Here is a 16,049-nt window from a genome sequence, read left to right as displayed (position 1 = left end):
CTCGCAAATCCCCGTCATGGCCGACGCTTGTATCACCTTTTCCGATCTGACTCTGGGCTATGACAGCCATCCGGCCATCCATCACCTCGATGGGGTGGTGGAGAAGGGGGCTTTGCTCACCGTGGTCGGCGGCAATGGCTCGGGCAAGTCGACGCTGATGAAGGGCATTGTCGGCATGCTTAAGCCGATGGGCGGCGCCTGCGCCGTCGCGCCGGGCACCCGTATCGCCTATCTGGCGCAGCAATCGGAACTGGATCGGTCTTTCCCCGCACAGGTGCGCGATCTGGTCGCGCTCGGCCTCTGGCCGCAGCGGGGCCTTCTCGGGCGCCATACGGTTAAGGATCGCCAAACCGTCTCCAAAGCGCTTGCCGCCGTGGGGCTGGAAGGGTTCGAAAAGCGCCCCATCGACACGCTGTCCGGCGGGCAATTGCAGCGGGCGCTGTTCGCCCGGGTGCTGGTGCAGGACGCCGACCTGATCCTCCTCGACGAGCCCTTCAACGCCATCGACGCCAGAACGGTCGCCGATCTCATCGCGCTGATCAAGGGCTGGCACGGCGAGGGCCGCACCATCCTCGTCGTCGTGCATGATCTCGATCTGGTGCGCGAGCACTTCCCCGCCGCTCTGCTGCTGGCGCGCCAGCCGGTCGCCTGGGGCGAGGCGCGCAAGACACTCTCGGCCAAAAATCTGCTGCGTGCCCGTCAATACCACGAAGCCTGGGATCGGCACGCGCCCTGGTGCGCGCCGGACAATGCCGTCAGTACTGCGCGCAATCACACGGGAGCCGCGTGATGGGCTGGATCGAAGCGGCCTTCCTCGTGCCTTTTGTCGAATTCGCCTTCATGCGGCGCGCGCTTCTGGGCGCGCTGATGCTGTCGCTCAGCGCCGCGCCGGTCGGCGTGTTCCTGATGCTTCGCCGCATGAGTCTCACCGGCGATGCCATGTCCTACGCCATCCTGCCCGGCGCGGCGGCGGGGTTCCTGCTCTATGGCCTCGAGATCGTGCCCATGACCCTTGGCGGGCTCGTCGCCGGCATTGTCGTGGCGCTGGCGGCGGGGGCGGTGTCGCGTCTCACCGTGCAGAAGGAGGACGCCTCCATGGCCGCCTTCTATCTGATTTCCCTGGCGGTCGGGGTGGCCATGGTGTCCATTCGCGGCTCCAGCGTCGATCTCATGCACGTGCTGTTCGGCACCGTATTGGCCCTCAATGACGATGCCCTCATCCTCATCGGCCTTGTGACCGCGACGACGCTGATCACGCTGCTGGTCTTCAAGCGCGCCCTGATCGCCGAATGCCTCGACCCCCTGTTCCTGCGTTCGGTCTCCAAACTGGGTTCGCCGGTGCATTTCGTCTTTCTGGGGCTGGTGGTCATCAACCTCGTGGCCGGCTTTCAGGCGCTGGGCACGCTGCTCTCGGTCGGGCTGATGATCCTCCCCGCCGCTGCCGCCCGCTTCTGGAGCCAGCGCGTCGAAACCATGTGCCTGCTCGCCATTGTCATCGGCGCGCTGTCCTCGATCTCGGGCCTGCTGCTCTCCTACCACGCCGCGCTGCCCTCGGGCCCGGCCGTCATCCTCTCGGCCGGCTGCGCCTATGTGGCGTCGGTTCTCGTGGCGCCCCGTGGGGTTCTCGTCACCCGCCTGCCGCGCACCGCCCACCGAACCGCTTAGCCAGGAGTTTTTCATGACCACATGCCGGATTCAGCAGGCCTTAATTTGTTATGTTATAACATTTACTTCTCAGGTTGCCTTCGCGCAGGAAGACCGCCTCGTCGAGGCCAGCGGCACCGAGGCGCAAATCGTCGAACTCACCGCCGGCGCCGATATCCTCGAGGACCCGGCGGGCGGGCATTATCACTTCATCGGCGATGAGGCGATCTTCCACGCCGAGCCCCATGATCCCCACGCCTGGCAGTCGGTCGCCAACGCCAAGGTGTATGTCGAGAACATCGCCACCGCCTTTTGCGCCGCCGATGCGGCGGGTTGTACCACCTACGCGGAAAACGCGCGAAGCTATCTCGCGGAACTGACCGCGCTCGATGCGGAAATCCACGAAACCATCGCCGCCATCCCCGAGGACCGGCGTGTGGTCGTCGTCGCCCATAACGCCTTCCGCTATTTCGAGCGCGACTACGGCATCAGCTTCCTGTCCCCACAAGGCGTCTCGACCGAATCCGAAGCCGCCGCCGCCGATGTCGCGAGCCTCATCCGCGAAATCCGCGCGCGCAAGGCCGGCGCGGTGTTCGCCGAGAACATCGCCGATTCCCGCCTGGTCGGGCAGATCGCCTCCGAGGCCGGCCTCGCGCTGGGCGGTACGCTCTATTCGGATGCGCTGTCGGGGTTGGACGGGCCGGCCCCGACCTATGTGCTGCTGATCCGGCACAACCTTTCCACCCTCAGCACGGCGCTCGCCGCCGACTGAACCGATCGTGCGCGGCACGGCCCCCATTCTCAAACCCATGGAGATCAATCGATGAAATCAATGCTGCTTGGAACCTCGGCCCTGACGCTGATTGCGTCACTGGCCGGCGGCGCCCTCGCCGATGAGGAGGTGACCGCCTGGCGGCTGTTCGTCTCCGATCACGGCCAGCCCATCGTCACCGTCATCGACGCGGTCGAAGGCGCGGTGATCGATAGCTTCGCCATCGGCAGCCCCGCCAGCCTTTACCGCAGCGACAGCGGTGAGACGGTGTTCGCCGTGCAGGGCGCGGCCGGAGCCGTCGCCGCCATCTCGACCGGCATCGCCTTTGACGATCACGGCGACCATGCCGATATCGACGTCGATGCGCCGGCGCTCACCGGCTTTGTCGCCGAGGGCCAGAGCCCGTCGCATTTTGTCGAGCATTCCGGCCGGTTCGCCGCCTTCTTCGATGGCGAGGGCGTGGCTCGCGTCTTCAGCGAAACCGATGCGCTGGCCGGGGCGGGCGATCTGCGCGAGTTCGCGGCGGATGCGCCCCATCATGGCGTCGTCATCTCCTACGCCAACCATGACATCGTCTCGATTCCCAATCCCGAGGACCCCTCCAGCGCGCCGGTCGGCGTGCGCATCCTCGACCGCGACGGCAATGCGGTGGGCGACGACATCGCCTGCGCGGGCCTGCATGGCGAAGCCACCTCGGGCAATCTGGTCGCCATCGGCGGCTGCGCCGACGGCATTCTGGTCGTCCACTCCACCGGCGGCGTGCCCTCGGTCGAACCGCTCACCTTCACCGAAGGGCTGGGCGAGGGCCGCGTTTCGACGCTGATCGGCGGCCGGGGCCTGCAATACTTCCTCGGAAATTTCGATGCCGACACGGTGGCTATCATCGACCCGGCCGAGGATGACGCCTTCCGTCTGGTCGATCTGCCCACGCGCCGCGTGCATTTCGTGGTCGATAACGTCCGGGCGCGCTTTGCCTATGTCCTCACCGAGGACGGCCATCTGCATCAGCTCGACGTGCTCTCGGGCGAGATCGCCCAATCGGTACAGGTCACCGGCCCCTATTCGGTCGGTGGCAGCTTTGCCGATCCGCGTCCGCGCGTTGCCGTGGCCGGTGACACGATCGTCGTCACCGATCCGCTCGAAGGCAAGCTGCATCTGGTTGATGCGGCGCGCTTCGAAGTGACTGGCGAGATCGCCGTCGAGGGCATGCCCTTCAACATCGTCGCCGTGGGCGGCACCGGCGTCGTGCATGGCGACCACGATCACGACCACGATGATCACGAAGGCCATGATCACGACTGATCGCGCCGGCTTCCCGTCCTGACCTTCAGCGCCCGGCCACTGGCCGGGCGCATGCCTCACACCCTATCCACGAAGCGGATTTATCCATGCTCGACACCCCCAAACCGCAAACCCGGCTTCCGGTCACGGTCCTTTCCGGCTTTCTGGGCGCCGGCAAGACCACGCTGCTCAACCACGTGCTCAACAATCGCGAGGGCAGGCGGGTGGCGGTCATCGTCAACGATATGAGCGAGGTCAATATCGACGCCGAACTGGTGCGCGAAGGCGGCGCCAATCTCTCGCGCACCGAGGAGCAACTGGTCGAAATGACCAATGGCTGCATCTGCTGCACCCTGCGCGACGACCTTCTCACCGAGGTGCGGCGGCTCTCCGAGGAAGGCCGTTTCGACTATCTTCTGATCGAGGGCACCGGCATCGCCGAGCCGCTTCCGGTCGCCGCGACCTTCGATTTCCGCGACGAGAAGGGCGAAAGCCTTTCCGACGTTTCCCGCCTCGACACCATGGTCACCGTGGTCGACGCTGCCAATCTGCTCAAGGACTATGCCTCCCACGATTTCCTGCGCGACCGCGGCGAGATTTCGGGGAAGGGGGACGATCGCACCCTGGTCGATCTCCTGGTCGAGCAGATCGAATTCGCCGATGTGATCGTGCTCAACAAGGTCTCCGATACCCCGGTCCATGATCTCGACCTGGCGCGCAAGATCATCAAGGCGCTCAACCCCGACGCCGAGATCGTCGAGACCGATTTCGGCAAGGTGCCGCTCGACAAGCTGCTCGATACCGGCCGCTTCGATTTCGAAAAGGCCGAGGAGCATCCGCTCTGGTTCAAGGAGCTCAACGGCTTTAGGGACCACATTCCCGAAACCGAGGAATACGGCATCCGCTCCTTCGTCTATCGCCAGCGCCGCCCCTTCGATCCGGCAAAATTCAAGGCCTTCATCGACCGCTCCTGGCCCGGCGTCGTGCGTTCGAAAGGCTTTTTCTGGCTCGCCACCCGCCCGGACATGGCCGCCGAGCTGAGCCAGGCCGGCGCCCTGGTCCGAACCCAGAAGCGCGGCACGTGGTGGTCGGCGGTCCCCGAAAGCCGCTGGCCGGCCCATCCCGAATGGCGGCGCGTCATGGCGCCCTATTTCGATGTGGAATGGGGCGACCGCCGCCAGGAAATCGTCTTCATCGGCACCGATCCCATGGACGAGAAAAAGATCCGCGCCGAGCTCGATGCCTGCCTCGTGGAGGCCGCCAGCTTCACCCCCGAGACCTGGCGCGGCCTGCCCGATCCCTTCCCCGTTTGGGGCTGAGGCCCCTGAAAACACAGGAAACGACATGACCGAAACAGTGGATTATGACGTGGCGGTCATCGGCGGCAGCTATGCCGGCATGGCCGCGGCGCTGCAATTGGCCCGGGCGCGGCGATCGATGCCGGCCAGCGCCGCAATCGCTTTGCCAGCCATTCGCACGGCTTTCTCACCCAGGATGGCGTCGCGCCCGGCGATATTTCCGGACGCGGCAAGGCGCAGCTTCGCTATTATTTCAACCTCGTCTGGCGCGAGGGAAGCGCCGAGCGGGCGCGCAGGCTCGGCGCCGATGGCTTTGCGGTGACGCTGGACGACGGCTCGGAAATCTCGGCCCGCCGTCTGGTCCTCGCCTGCGGGGTCACCGACACGCTGCCCGATATTCCGGGGCTCGCGGAGCGCTGGGGGCAAAGCGTCTTCCACTGTCCCTATTGCCACGGCTATGAGCTGGATGAGGGGCCTATCGGCGTCCTCGGGGTCGGGCCGATCTCGATGCATCAGGCCATGCTGCTGCCCGATTGGGGGCCGACCACCTTCTTTCTCAACGGGGCGCTCGAACTGACCCCGGAGGACGAGGCGCAACTGGCCGCCCGCCAGGTGAGGATGGAGACGGCGACGGTCGAATCCGTCACCGGCCCATGCGACGTGCATCTGGCCGGCGGCGGGACGGTGTCTCTGGCCGGATTGTTCGTCGTGCCGCGAACCGCCCCGGGCGGTGCCCTCGCAACGCAACTGGGATGCGAGATCGCGCACGGTCCCATGGGGCAGTTCATCGCCACCGACGAGATGAAAAAGACCACTATTCCCGGCGTCTTCGCCTGCGGCGATGCGGCCCGCATGGCCGGATCGGTCTCGCTCTCGGTGGGCGACGGGGCGCTCGCCGGAGCCGTGGCCCATCAGTCGCTGATCTTTGGCTGAGCAGCCTGCCGCTCAGGGTCACCGTCCGTTCGGCTCGACGCAGCCGGCCCGCACTTTGTCCGCATGGCAGAACGGGAGTATGGTGGCGCGCGGCAACCATGCGCGGCGTTGGAGGAAGGGGAACGGCAATGGGGTTCCGGAAACGACTGAACGTCGCGCTGCGTCTCGTCGCGCTGTCCTGCTGCCTTCCGGCGATGGCCACGGCCGAGGAGAACCTTGGATGGCACGGCCAGAAGGGCGAGGGTGGTGCGTCCCTGTTCTACGGCATCCCGCAATCGGATTATGCGCCGCTGTTCTTCTCCTGCGCGCAGGGCAGCGACGAACTTGCCTTCGTCTTCGTATTCGCGCCGATCGAGGCGGTCGATGGCGTCGAGGTCGAGGTTCTGCTCGAGGCCGGCGACATATCCGTGCCGATCGCCACCACCGGGGCGCGGATCGAGATGGACGACAGCTTCATCCTCGAAGGCCGGACGGTGCTCGATGCCCGTCTTGCCGATCTCCTCACCTCGCGCGGCACGTTGAGCGTGTTCGTCGAGGACGGGGCCGAGGACTATCCGCTCGACGGCGCGCGGGAGGCTGCCACGGCGCTGCTCGAAACCTGCACCGGCAAGGCGGCTGCCGCCCCGACGCCCGGGACCACGCAATGCGATCTTGCGGCCTGGGTCATGAAGGGCGCACCCGCCGATCTTGCCGTGCGCGCCGGACCCGGACCGGATTATCCGGAGCTCTCCACCGTGCCGCGTCCCTATACCGACGGCGAGGAGATCTACTTCCCCCAGGTGACGATCACCGGATCGCGCGATGGCTGGTTGCAGATTTCCGAGGTCATCACCGAGCTCTATGGTGGCTGGCCGACCGACCCGATAACCACCTTCAGCGGCGAAGGTTGGCTGCCCGGCGACATGCTCCGGGTCTGGCTGCAATCGCCCCATCTCCTGTCGTGGCCCTCCGACGACGCCCCTATTGCCTTCACCGTGAGCACATCGGGCAGCATCACCGACAATTTCAGGCTCGACACCCTCCATGCCTGCGAAGGTTCGTGGGTCGAGGTGGAGGGGCGCCGCGACGATGAAAGGCCGCGCGGATGGATCAGGGACATTTGCGCCAGCCAGGTGACGACATGCCCGTGAGCGGGGCCGCCATGCCGGTCGCCCTGTTGCGCATGGCGCTGGTTGGATTGGCACTCTGCGGGATGCGCGGCGAGCGCGGCCTCTCTCCAGACCAGTTGTATATCTCCAGCTACTGGAAGCAGGGATTGGTGGAGGACCAGCATCGCGAAGTCAAATATGCCGACTCGGTCGCCGCGTCGGCCTGAGGTCGGGACCTGCCGGGTTTACTCGGAGGCGTGGAACTGTGTCGGCCGGAGGCTTCCAGCTTTCAGTGAGCTTCTGGTCGCTTCGGTTGCCTTCAGCTTGCTTGAGCAAAATGCAGGCCCACGCCGGTGGCCTGTTCCATGCGCTCAATATAGCGCTTGACGTTGGCCGGATACTGAACGCCCTTCACGATGCTGAGCATCCGCAGTGACGGATAAAGCACGAAGTCGTCGGCATCCACATGCTCACGTCCGGCGAGCACATCATCCAGCTCCGTCAATCGCCCTTCAATGTCGCGGATCAGGTCCGGGCTCTGGGCTAGCAAGTCCTCGAACGCGCCGAAATTCTTGGTCTGGCGGCTCTCGAATGCGGCGCGCGCGGTCTCCGTTGCAAACTCCGGCAGGTCCGCACGGGCTAGGCGGGGAATGGACAGCTTGAGGATCGGCCGCCACGCCGCGTCGTGCCACAGCTTGATCGCGCTGTTGTCTTCCACCGGAGTGACGACAGGCGTTCCGTGCAAGCCATCCACATAGCGCACGATATCCATGCTCTCGGCCATATGACTGTGATCGGCCTTTTCCAGAATGGGCGTCGTCTTCTTGCCGACCAGACCGGTCGGGGTGTCGACATCGTCTTCCAGAACGAATTGCAGCTCGACTGGCAGCGATTTGAGCCCGAAGATCATGCGCGCCTTGGCGCAGAACGGGCAATGGTCATAGACATACAGTTTCATTGGTAAAATTCCTTATGGGTTCGGATTGCGGGTGACGCGGTTGGTGTTCCGGCCGGGTTCAGCTTGGGCTCTCCACAATGCCGCCTTCGACCCGAAGCGCCGCGCCGGTGGTCGCGCTCGACAGCGGCGAGGCGACATAGACGGCGAGATTGGCGATTTCCTCCGGCGCGGCGAAGCGGCCGATCAGCGTGGAGGGGCGGTTTTCGGCAAGGAACCGGCTTTCGGCTTCGGCCGGATCGATGCCGCCTTCGCGCGCCAGATCGGCGATGAAGGCGACCGAGCTTTCGGTCCGCGTCGGTCCCGGCAGAATGGCGTTCGATGTCACGCCTGTGCCGGCCAGCGCCTTGGCATAACCGCGCGACAGGGCCTGCAACGCCGCCTTCGACACGCCGTAATGGATCATCTCGACGGGGATGTTCTGCGCCGATTCACTGGAGATGAAGATCAGCCGGCCCCAGCCCTTGTCCTTCATGATCGGCGCATAATGGCGTGCAAGCCGCGCGGCGCTGGTCACGTTGACGTTGAAGATGTGCGCCCAGTCGGCGTCATCGAGTTCAAAGGCCGGCTTCGCGCCATAGATGCCGAGATTGCTGACAAAAATATCCGCCTGCGGCACCTCGGCGATCAGGTCCGCCGCACCTTCCGGGGTGGCGAGATCGGCGGCGACGCCGGAGACTTTGGCGTCCGGCTGCTGTGTCGCGATGGCCGCCACCGCCTTGTCGACCGCCGCCTGCGTGCGCCCGGTGACCACCACGTCGGCTCCCGCCCCGGCCAGACCCTTGGCGATGGCGAAGCCGATGCCGGCCGTCGACCCGGTCACCACGGCGCGTTTTCCTGCAAGATCGATGTTTATCATAGTCTCCGTTCAAGCGTCTGATGGACGCGGCATGCGTCGCAACCGGGCCCGCTCTGTGAATTGGTTCGAGACCTATGTAATTATGTTGATTTGCGCATTAAATAGCGGTTTTATTGTTTGATTGGAAACGCAGGATGTTCAATCATGGACCGGATCACCAGCATGCAGGTGTTCGTCAAAGTCGCCGATCTCGGCTCCTTCGCCGCGGCGGCGGTCGCGCTGGACCTGTCGCCGGCTATGATCGCCAAGCATATCCGCACGCTGGAAGAGCGGCTTCAGGTGACGCTGATCCGCCGCACGACGCGACGACAGAGCCTGACCGATGTCGGGCTGAGCTTTCTGGAGCGCTGCCGTTCGATCCTCGCCGAGGTCGAGGCGGCCGAGAACCTCGCCGCTGAAAGCCAGGGCGCGCCGCGCGGTCTGCTGCGGGTCAACGCGCCGATGACGTTTGGCACAACCAGCCTCGCCGGCGCGTTGCCGGATTACCTGCTGGCCAATCCCGAAGTGGATGTGGAACTGTCGATCACCGACCGCATGGTCGATCTGGTCGATGAAGGCTTCGACGCGGTTATCCGCATTGGAGCACTCGCCGACACCTCCTTACGGGCACGGGCGATGACACCCTACGAGATGGTGCTGTGCGCGGCGCCGTCCTATCTCGCCGGCCACCCCGCGCCGCAGCACCCCGCCGATCTCGCTTCCCATGCCTGTCTCGGTTTCGCCCACTGGGCGCCGCGCGGTCAGTGGACCTTTGAAGGGGCAGGGGGGACAAAGCAAACGGTGGAGGTGCATGGCCCGCTGACCACCAATATCGGGCATGCCTTGCGCGTAGCGGCCCTGTCGGGCCTCGGGATCATCCTCCAGCCGCGCATCCTGCTTGACAACGATATCGAGCGGGGGCGCCTCGTACCGCTCCTGCCGGAATGGCGGCATGCGGCCCGGCCTATGCACATTCTCACCGCCCCGGATCGGCGCAGAACCCGCAAGCTGGGCAGCTTCGTGGATTTCATCGCCCAGCGGTTCCCACCGCGTGGGCTATGAAATAGGGCGCGCGATCATGGGCCATTACAGCAAAAGGCCAGCGTGGGGCGGTATATCCGCGCCACGCTGGCCTCGAAGGAAGCAACAGCTTTTACGGGTTGATGATGCCGTAGAGCAGAAGGCTGGAGAAGTCGACCCAGCCGCCGCCGTAATAGGACGGATAGGCATCCTTGAGCGCCTTGGCATAGCTTTCAGCATCGCTGTTGGCGGCATGGATGTCCTTGGCCTTGCGCAGATAGGCGATATTGCCGTCGATGACGTCATAGCCCACCGGATTGCCGTGGCCGACCATCAGCGTGTCATAGCCCTTGGCCGCGTCACCCTTCAGCGCCTCAAGAATTTCGATCCAGTGGTCGAAATGGCTTGCGACGGTAAAGAGGTGATGTTCGGCAGGGAACACCAGGTCGAAGACCATCACCACCCTCGCGTCAGGCAGGCGCACGATGGTCTGCCAGTCGCTTTCGCCATCGGGCTGGCGCTCGAATTCGAAGCGCACGCCGCCGATGGTCTGGGCGCCGACCGCCAGCTCGTGGTCAGGCAGGGTCGGGGTCTTGGCCACCACATTGCCGAAGGCCTCGTTGCGGGCATCGAGGATCTTCTGGCCGTTTTCCTTGATGTAGGAGATGATTTCCGGCAGCGCATAGATGGGCGCCTGCGGGAAGCGCTGATGCAGCACGCTCAGCCCGGACCAGTGGTCGGGGTGGATGTGCGACAGCACGATGCGGTTCACGGGCTTGCCAAGCCCGGCGATATAGTCGGCCAGGTCTTCGGCGTGCCTGGTGTGGAAGACGGCGTCGAAGACGACGAGGCCGTCATCGGTCTCGACGATCTGCGAGGTGACGTAAAGCCCTTCCTCGGGCGACTTGTAGGTGTGGATGGTCACCCCGCGATAATCCTTGGTGGTGACCTGTCCCAATTTGGCTTGCGTAGTCATGTCAACGTCCTTTCAATAAGAAGAGTGCAGCAGAGGACAAAACGCTTGGCGTCGTGTTCTGGCGATAAACATGACCCTCTCGGAAGGAGTTGATAATCCATCACCCCAGAAGATGATTGCCTCCCTATTGGAACGAATAATCCCTTTTTACATTGCGCCGATGCGGATGACCGGCTTCAACGTGCCGCCCTTTTCGCTATCGGCCGCCGCCTCGTTGATCTGGTCGAGGGAGTAGAACCTGACCAGCTTGTCGAAGGGAAAGCGGCCGGCAAGATAGAGATCGATCAGCTTGGGAATGAAGACATCGGGAACGCTGTCGCCTTCGACAACGCCGCGAATGCTCTTGACGTTCTGCATCAGATCGTTTGCGTCGAGATCGAGCAGCGCACCCGGTTTTGACGCACCGACGATTGCCGCCGAACCCATGGGGCGCAGGGCCAGCACCGCATTGCGGATCACTGCCGGGATGCCGGTCGAATCCATGGCGAAATCCACGCCCTTGCCGGTAATCTTGCGGATCGCCGCGACCGGATCGTCTTTCGAGCTGTCGACGATGTGGGTCGCGCCGAGTTCACGCGCCAGGTCGAGGCGCGACGGTACGACGTCAATGGCGAAGATGGTGGTGGCGCCGGTCGCAGCCGCCGCCATGACGGCGGACAGCCCGACTGCGCCCGCGCCGAAGGCGGCGAAACTTGAACCCGGCTCGACCTTGAGCGCGTTGAGCACGGTCCCGGCTCCGGTCTGGATGCCGCAACCAAGCGGCCCAAGCAGTTCCAGCGGCGCATCCTTGCGCACCTTCACCACGTTGCGCATATTGGCGATGGCGTAGGCGCCGAAGGAGGACTGGCCGAAGAAGCGGTCGTTGAGCGGCGTTCCGTCATGCCCGCACAGCGCATGCGAACCGTCATCCGGTCTTGCGCCTGCGAAATTGTAGTCGTTGAAATTCTCGCAATAGGCCGGATGGCCCTCCTGGCACGGCCGGCAGGCTCCGCAGGAATGAAAGGAGAGGACGACATGGTCGCCCTTTTCGACCTTCGTCACGTTCTCGCCGACCGCCTCGACGATACCGGCGCCCTCATGGCCGAGCACGATCGGCTGCGGCACGGGATAGATCTGGTCGCGCGCCACCATGTCGGTGTGGCACATGCCGGTCGCCACCACCCGCACCAGCACCTCGTCATGACGCGGTGGCGTGATGCTGGCAGTCTCGATGACAAACGGGCCGCCCTTCTGGCGGACAACTGCGGCCTGGAAATCTTTTGCTGCAAATTCCTGTATCGACATTGGAGCTTACTCTCACTTTGGCACATGGGTGCGTGTCGTGGATTGAAGACGTACAATCAGGGAGACTTTGGTTGCACCTGTCGACGTGAGACAATCATTCGCATGGCGCTGATGCAACCAATGTCCTGTTCAAGAATTCGTTTCGCCCCTGACCGGCGCGGTCGTCGATGCTTCGGGTACGCTGGCGCAAGTGGGGCAGGGGAGTGGACAGGCGGCTTTGATGTCGTAAAGCGAGAAAGCAGACCGACGAAACACATACAGGTTGGCCATCGTGAAAGACATCTTCGTCGTCACACATACTGAAGCCGCCCATCACCTGGAAAACAGGGTTGGGGGTTGGTTCGACAGCGATCTGACGCATCGCGGCTTGCAGGAGGCGGAGGCCATCGCTGAACGCTTGGCGAGCTTGATCGGTTCAGGCGCGGTCGAAATCTACAGTTCTGACCTGAGGCGAGCGTCTCAAACTGCGGCCGCGATAGCCAGGCGCTTGGGTCAGACGGTGCAGGAGACCTCAGCCCTGCGGGAAATCAGCTATGGCGTTGCCGGTGGCAAACCTCAAGCATGGCTCGACGCACGCTATACCCCGGCTCCGGATGACAATCGGTTGGACTGTGATGGTGGCATTGACGGTGCCGAGACCAGGCGAGATGTCGCCAGGCGCGTGTTTCCCTTCATCGATGGCGTTGTGCGCCGCCGCTGTGAGAAACAGATCATTGTGACCCACGGTTTCACACTGAGCATGGTCATTGCGGCATGGATGAAAATCCCGATCGATGCCACAGGCTTTTTGGCCTTTCCCGCCAAGTCCGGAAGCATAACGCACCTTCGCCAGGACGACTTCTTCCGCAATCGTGCTGTGCTCTTCATAGGCGACAGGGCACATCTTTCCGGGATCTGATCAGGCGGTCGACCGTGGGAAAAAGCGCCGGGTTTCGTGCCGATCCGCTATCAGCGTCGGCTTGCGGCCGATCAGCACGACACCGTAGGCGGCCTCCTGCAGGCTGTCGAGGACAGCCGGAACCACTTTCGTACGTAGCATCACAAGCTAGGGCATCATGTGCTTCTGCTTTTTGGAGAAGGGATGCGGGGTCGCGAGGCCTTGCGCGGATGGTGCAGATCAAATAATATGAGTTTTATACTCATAATTTGTACAGCCCCGCCGGCAAGGATTGCCGCGTCGGCCGTCATGGAGATCGTCATGCGTCACCCGGTCGAAATCCACGAAGCCTTCGAGGAGGATGCGGAGGTGATGCGCCGCCTGATCCTGGGCGCCTTCTGCGACATGCTGCATAAGCGGAACCTTCCGCCGATGATGGTGCTCGAGCATGCCGCCGCCGCACTGGGCGCGGTTTATCGTGAGGTCGCCGACGCCCATATCGGCCCCGGCGCGTGTCCGTGCGGCTGGCAACCCGATGCGCTCGGCGATGTGGCGAGGCTGCAAACCGCGCTCGCCGACGCGGCCTTGTCGGATATGCAATGCGGGTTGCTGCATGGGCCGGTCGCCGGGCACGGATGACTGGCCAGGACGAGACGCACGGGTCAATTCACATGGACCGCGGCGGCGCGGTCATCTTCCTGCTCGAAAAGCGCGATGATGCGGTCGCGTCATAGATGGGGGCGACCTCCGCGAATGACCGGGATCGGTCGGACCCCGCCGAAGCGGGGCCTCTCCTGTTCAGTGCCGTTCGGCGGTGAACTGACCGCACCAATCGTTGGACTTCACCACCGGCCACAAGCCGCGCGCATCGGGATCTGGCTGAGTGACGGGCGGGTTGATGCGGCACAGGCCGGCATCCGCCGTGGTCTGCGCGGCGGCGTTGATGACGTGATCTTCGAAGAAGACGCAGGAATTGCAGGTGGTCGCGGAATGGTTTGCGGTTGCCATGATGGCCTCCATAAAGATGATATTGCCTGTCAGAAAACCGTTTTCCAACAGCGTGTTACCTTTATAGATTAGAACGATTCCAGACTAAAAGCGCTTTAAAACCTTCCCCTAAACGTCCGGTTTCACTGTGCGCGCTAACCGAGCGGCGGGCGGGGTCGCGGACGCACTGCGCGCCTGAGGGACTTGATTTCACAATGGGTGGTTATCCCTTGAGCGTTCGTCGAAATACTGTTCAAGATCGATGCTATCAAAGGCAGGATATGCTTCCGTCAAAACTGAAAGGCGCTAGGAGCCGGCTTTGGCGACTAAAAAAAGCGTTGGTCTGGTGCTTGGAAGCGGTGCGGCGCGCGGGTGGTCCCATATTGGACTGCTTGAGGTGCTCGATGAGGCCGGCATCAAGCCCGACATCATTTGCGGAACGTCGATGGGGGCGCTTGTCGGGGCGGCCTATGCCTCTGGACGCCTGGCCGAAATAAAGGACTGGGCCATGGCCGCCGACTGGCGGACGGTGGCTTCGCTGGTCGATGTCAATCTGATGGAAGGCGGCCTGGTCGCCGGGAGCCGTATCGTCAACTGGATGGGCACGCTCAGCCTTGCGGCCAATATCGAAGACACCGCCATTCCCTTTGCGGCCGTTGCCACCGATCTCACGACTGGCCGCGAGGTTTGGCTGCGCTCGGGCGCGCTGGCGCCGGCGCTGCGCGCGTCGATCAGCTTGCCGGGGATTTTCAGCCCGGTCCTGTTGGACGGGCAATGGCTGGTGGATGGGGCATTGGTCAATCCCGTGCCGGTTTCCCTCTGCCGCGCCATGGGCGCCGATACGATTATCGCCGTGGATATGAACGAGGATGTTCTCGGCCGCTCGCTTGTCGAGGAGCTCCCGGAGCGGCCGATATCGACCGAAGAACAGACAGCCGGCAACATGATGGACTTGCTCGCGTCCCTGCCGCGCTCCTTGCAGAGGCAGGCATCGAACTTCAATCTGTTCAAATCCCGCACACCGGGCTATTTCGACGTGCTCTCCAATGCGCTCAACATCATGCAGGACCATATTACGCGCTCTCGGCTGGCCGGAGAGCCGCCGCATGTCCTCGTGTCGCCCAGAGTGGCCGAAATCGGGCTCATGGATTTCCACTGCGCCGCCACTGCCATCGCAGCGGGGCGGCAGGCGGCGGAACTAGCCTTGCCGGTCATCGAAGCGAAGCTGTGATCGTTGCGGAAATCGCGCGCGCCGCGAGAGCTGATAAAGCAATAGACCACGTGGCGATGCGGATCTGTGTGTTGGCGGCGGTAAGATTTGGCCCGGCTGCGGAAAAATGGCTCGATCCAGAGTGAGGCGAAAAGGCATGACATATCGGTGTCATGCAAGCCGGTTCCAATGACTGCTTTTGGAGAGACGATCGTGAGCAGCAGGGGTTCGGAAGCATCGTTCTGGAACGGCATCGCCGGCAAATACGCTAGGAGCCCGGTAAAGGATCAGGCCAGCTACAGCCGGACGCTGGATGCCACCCTGGCGTTAACCGGGCCGGACAGCCTGGTTTACGAAATGGGCTGCGGCACGGGATCGACCGCATTACACTTGGCCAGGCATGTTGCCAGGGTCGTTGCCACCGATGTTTCCGATGAGATGATCCGCATTGCGCGCGGCAAGGCCGTCGGAGTCGACAATGTCGAGTTCAGGGTCGAATCGGCGGAGGATGTGGGGCTTGCCGGAGCCTTCGACCTGGCGGTCTGCTTCAATACGCTACATTTGATCGCCGACCGGCAGGCCGCGATACAGAAAATCCACAAGGCGCTGAAAACGGGCGGCCATTTCGTTTCCAAAACCCCTTGCCTGGGGAGTATCTCCCTTATCCTGGCTCCAATCATTGGAGTCATGGCAGCCTTGGGGCAGGCGCCGCGTGTGTATTTTTTCAGTCAGGACGAACTCATCCGTTCCATCGAGGCTGCGGGGTTCGAGATCGTGAGCGTGGAAGGCCACGATGCCAAAAGGCCACAGGCCCGGCCGTTCATCGTGGCAAGGAAATGCTGAATTGAGGCTCTCGGATCATCGGTTCCGCCGCTATCCTGAGGAG

General features: G+C 63.4%; 17 protein-coding genes and 1 pseudogene. 13 read left to right on the top strand and 5 right to left on the bottom strand.

The annotated features are described in order from the left end of the window. Positions 1–16 precede the first annotated feature (16 nt). The 8 genes and pseudogenes from aztA (at position 17) to DVH29_RS16470 (ending at position 7,243) form a co-directional block, all read left to right on the top strand. The gene (gene aztA, locus DVH29_RS00260) at positions 17–790 is read left to right on the top strand and encodes a zinc ABC transporter ATP-binding protein AztA (protein WP_114644145.1); all 774 of its coding nucleotides are present in this window, start codon (positions 17–19) and stop codon (positions 788–790) included. Next, positions 790–1,665, top strand: coding sequence for a zinc ABC transporter permease AztB (aztB, locus tag DVH29_RS00255; protein WP_114644144.1), 876 nt, complete (start codon positions 790–792; stop codon positions 1,663–1,665). The genes aztA and aztB overlap by 1 nt, the downstream gene beginning before the upstream one ends. Positions 1,666–1,678: 13 nt before the next feature. Continuing rightward, entirely contained in the window at positions 1,679–2,416 is a 738-nt protein-coding gene (locus DVH29_RS00250; RefSeq protein WP_245944832.1) for a metal ABC transporter solute-binding protein, Zn/Mn family, read from the top strand. 51 nt (positions 2,417–2,467) lie between these two features. Further along, positions 2,468–3,718, top strand: coding sequence for a metallochaperone AztD (locus tag DVH29_RS00245; RefSeq protein ID WP_114644142.1), 1,251 nt, complete (start codon positions 2,468–2,470; stop codon positions 3,716–3,718). Between the two features lie 86 nt (positions 3,719–3,804). Next, positions 3,805–5,016 carry a zinc metallochaperone GTPase ZigA gene (zigA, locus tag DVH29_RS00240; RefSeq protein WP_114644141.1) on the top strand — a complete coding sequence of 404 codons (1,212 nt, stop codon included), beginning with the start codon at positions 3,805–3,807 and terminating at the stop codon, positions 5,014–5,016. Between the two features lie 25 nt (positions 5,017–5,041). Then, positions 5,042–5,928 (top strand): annotated as a pseudogene (locus tag DVH29_RS00235) (NAD(P)/FAD-dependent oxidoreductase). A 128-nt stretch (positions 5,929–6,056) separates the two neighbouring features. Continuing rightward, a complete protein-coding gene (locus DVH29_RS00230) occupies positions 6,057–7,058 on the top strand; it encodes an SH3 domain-containing protein (protein WP_147275960.1) in 1,002 nt (333 codons plus the stop codon). Beyond that, positions 7,049–7,243, top strand: a complete 195-nt coding sequence (locus tag DVH29_RS16470; protein WP_199562491.1) for a hypothetical protein — start codon at positions 7,049–7,051, stop codon at positions 7,241–7,243. Before DVH29_RS00230 ends, DVH29_RS16470 begins: the two co-directional genes overlap by 10 nt. Positions 7,244–7,335: 92 nt before the next feature. Here the strand turns inward: DVH29_RS16470 and grxB are convergent, their stop codons facing one another. After that, positions 7,336–7,974, bottom strand: a complete 639-nt coding sequence (grxB, locus tag DVH29_RS00220) for a glutaredoxin 2 (protein WP_114644139.1) — start codon at positions 7,972–7,974, stop codon at positions 7,336–7,338. Positions 7,975–8,032: 58 nt separating this feature from the next. After that, positions 8,033–8,827, bottom strand: a complete 795-nt coding sequence (locus DVH29_RS00215) for an SDR family NAD(P)-dependent oxidoreductase (protein WP_114644383.1) — start codon at positions 8,825–8,827, stop codon at positions 8,033–8,035. A gap of 147 nt (positions 8,828–8,974) precedes the next feature. On the opposite strand from DVH29_RS00215, the gene DVH29_RS00210 reads away from it, so the two are divergent. Next, complete coding sequence (locus DVH29_RS00210) at positions 8,975–9,871, top strand: LysR substrate-binding domain-containing protein (RefSeq protein WP_199562490.1); 897 nt, start codon at positions 8,975–8,977, stop codon at positions 9,869–9,871. 91 nt (positions 9,872–9,962) lie between these two features. On the opposite strand, the gene DVH29_RS00205 is transcribed toward DVH29_RS00210, so the two are convergent. Together DVH29_RS00205 and DVH29_RS00200 are read right to left on the bottom strand one after the other, a co-directional pair. Then, positions 9,963–10,805 carry an MBL fold metallo-hydrolase gene (locus DVH29_RS00205; protein ID WP_114644138.1) on the bottom strand — a complete coding sequence of 281 codons (843 nt, stop codon included), beginning with the start codon at positions 10,803–10,805 and terminating at the stop codon, positions 9,963–9,965. 147 nt (positions 10,806–10,952) lie between these two features. Next, complete coding sequence (locus tag DVH29_RS00200) at positions 10,953–12,089, bottom strand: NAD(P)-dependent alcohol dehydrogenase (protein WP_114644137.1); 1,137 nt, start codon at positions 12,087–12,089, stop codon at positions 10,953–10,955. A gap of 271 nt (positions 12,090–12,360) precedes the next feature. Between DVH29_RS00200 and DVH29_RS00195 the strand changes: the two genes are divergently transcribed. Both DVH29_RS00195 and DVH29_RS00190 read left to right on the top strand, forming a co-directional pair. Next, on the top strand, positions 12,361–12,987 hold the full coding sequence (locus DVH29_RS00195; protein WP_114644381.1) for a histidine phosphatase family protein: 627 nt from the start codon (positions 12,361–12,363) through the stop codon (positions 12,985–12,987). A gap of 300 nt (positions 12,988–13,287) precedes the next feature. After that, a complete protein-coding gene (locus DVH29_RS00190; protein ID WP_245944831.1) occupies positions 13,288–13,605 on the top strand; it encodes a hypothetical protein in 318 nt (105 codons plus the stop codon). 159 nt (positions 13,606–13,764) lie between these two features. On the opposite strand, the gene DVH29_RS00185 is transcribed toward DVH29_RS00190, so the two are convergent. Then, entirely contained in the window at positions 13,765–13,974 is a 210-nt protein-coding gene (locus tag DVH29_RS00185) for a hypothetical protein (protein ID WP_114644379.1), read from the bottom strand. A gap of 298 nt (positions 13,975–14,272) precedes the next feature. On the opposite strand from DVH29_RS00185, the gene rssA reads away from it, so the two are divergent. Together rssA and DVH29_RS00175 are read left to right on the top strand one after the other, a co-directional pair. After that, positions 14,273–15,184 carry a patatin-like phospholipase RssA gene (rssA, locus tag DVH29_RS00180; RefSeq protein ID WP_114644136.1) on the top strand — a complete coding sequence of 304 codons (912 nt, stop codon included), beginning with the start codon at positions 14,273–14,275 and terminating at the stop codon, positions 15,182–15,184. A 192-nt stretch (positions 15,185–15,376) separates the two neighbouring features. Continuing rightward, on the top strand, positions 15,377–16,006 hold the full coding sequence (locus tag DVH29_RS00175) for a class I SAM-dependent methyltransferase (protein WP_158541503.1): 630 nt from the start codon (positions 15,377–15,379) through the stop codon (positions 16,004–16,006). Positions 16,007–16,049: the final 43 nt, after the last annotated feature.

The organism is Pelagibacterium lacus, from assembly GCF_003345525.1.
GTDB classification, from domain to species: domain Bacteria; phylum Pseudomonadota; class Alphaproteobacteria; order Rhizobiales; family Devosiaceae; genus Pelagibacterium; species Pelagibacterium lacus.
The sequence above is the reverse complement of the archived record's forward strand: the minus strand, read 5'-3'. Positions and strand labels throughout refer to the sequence as shown.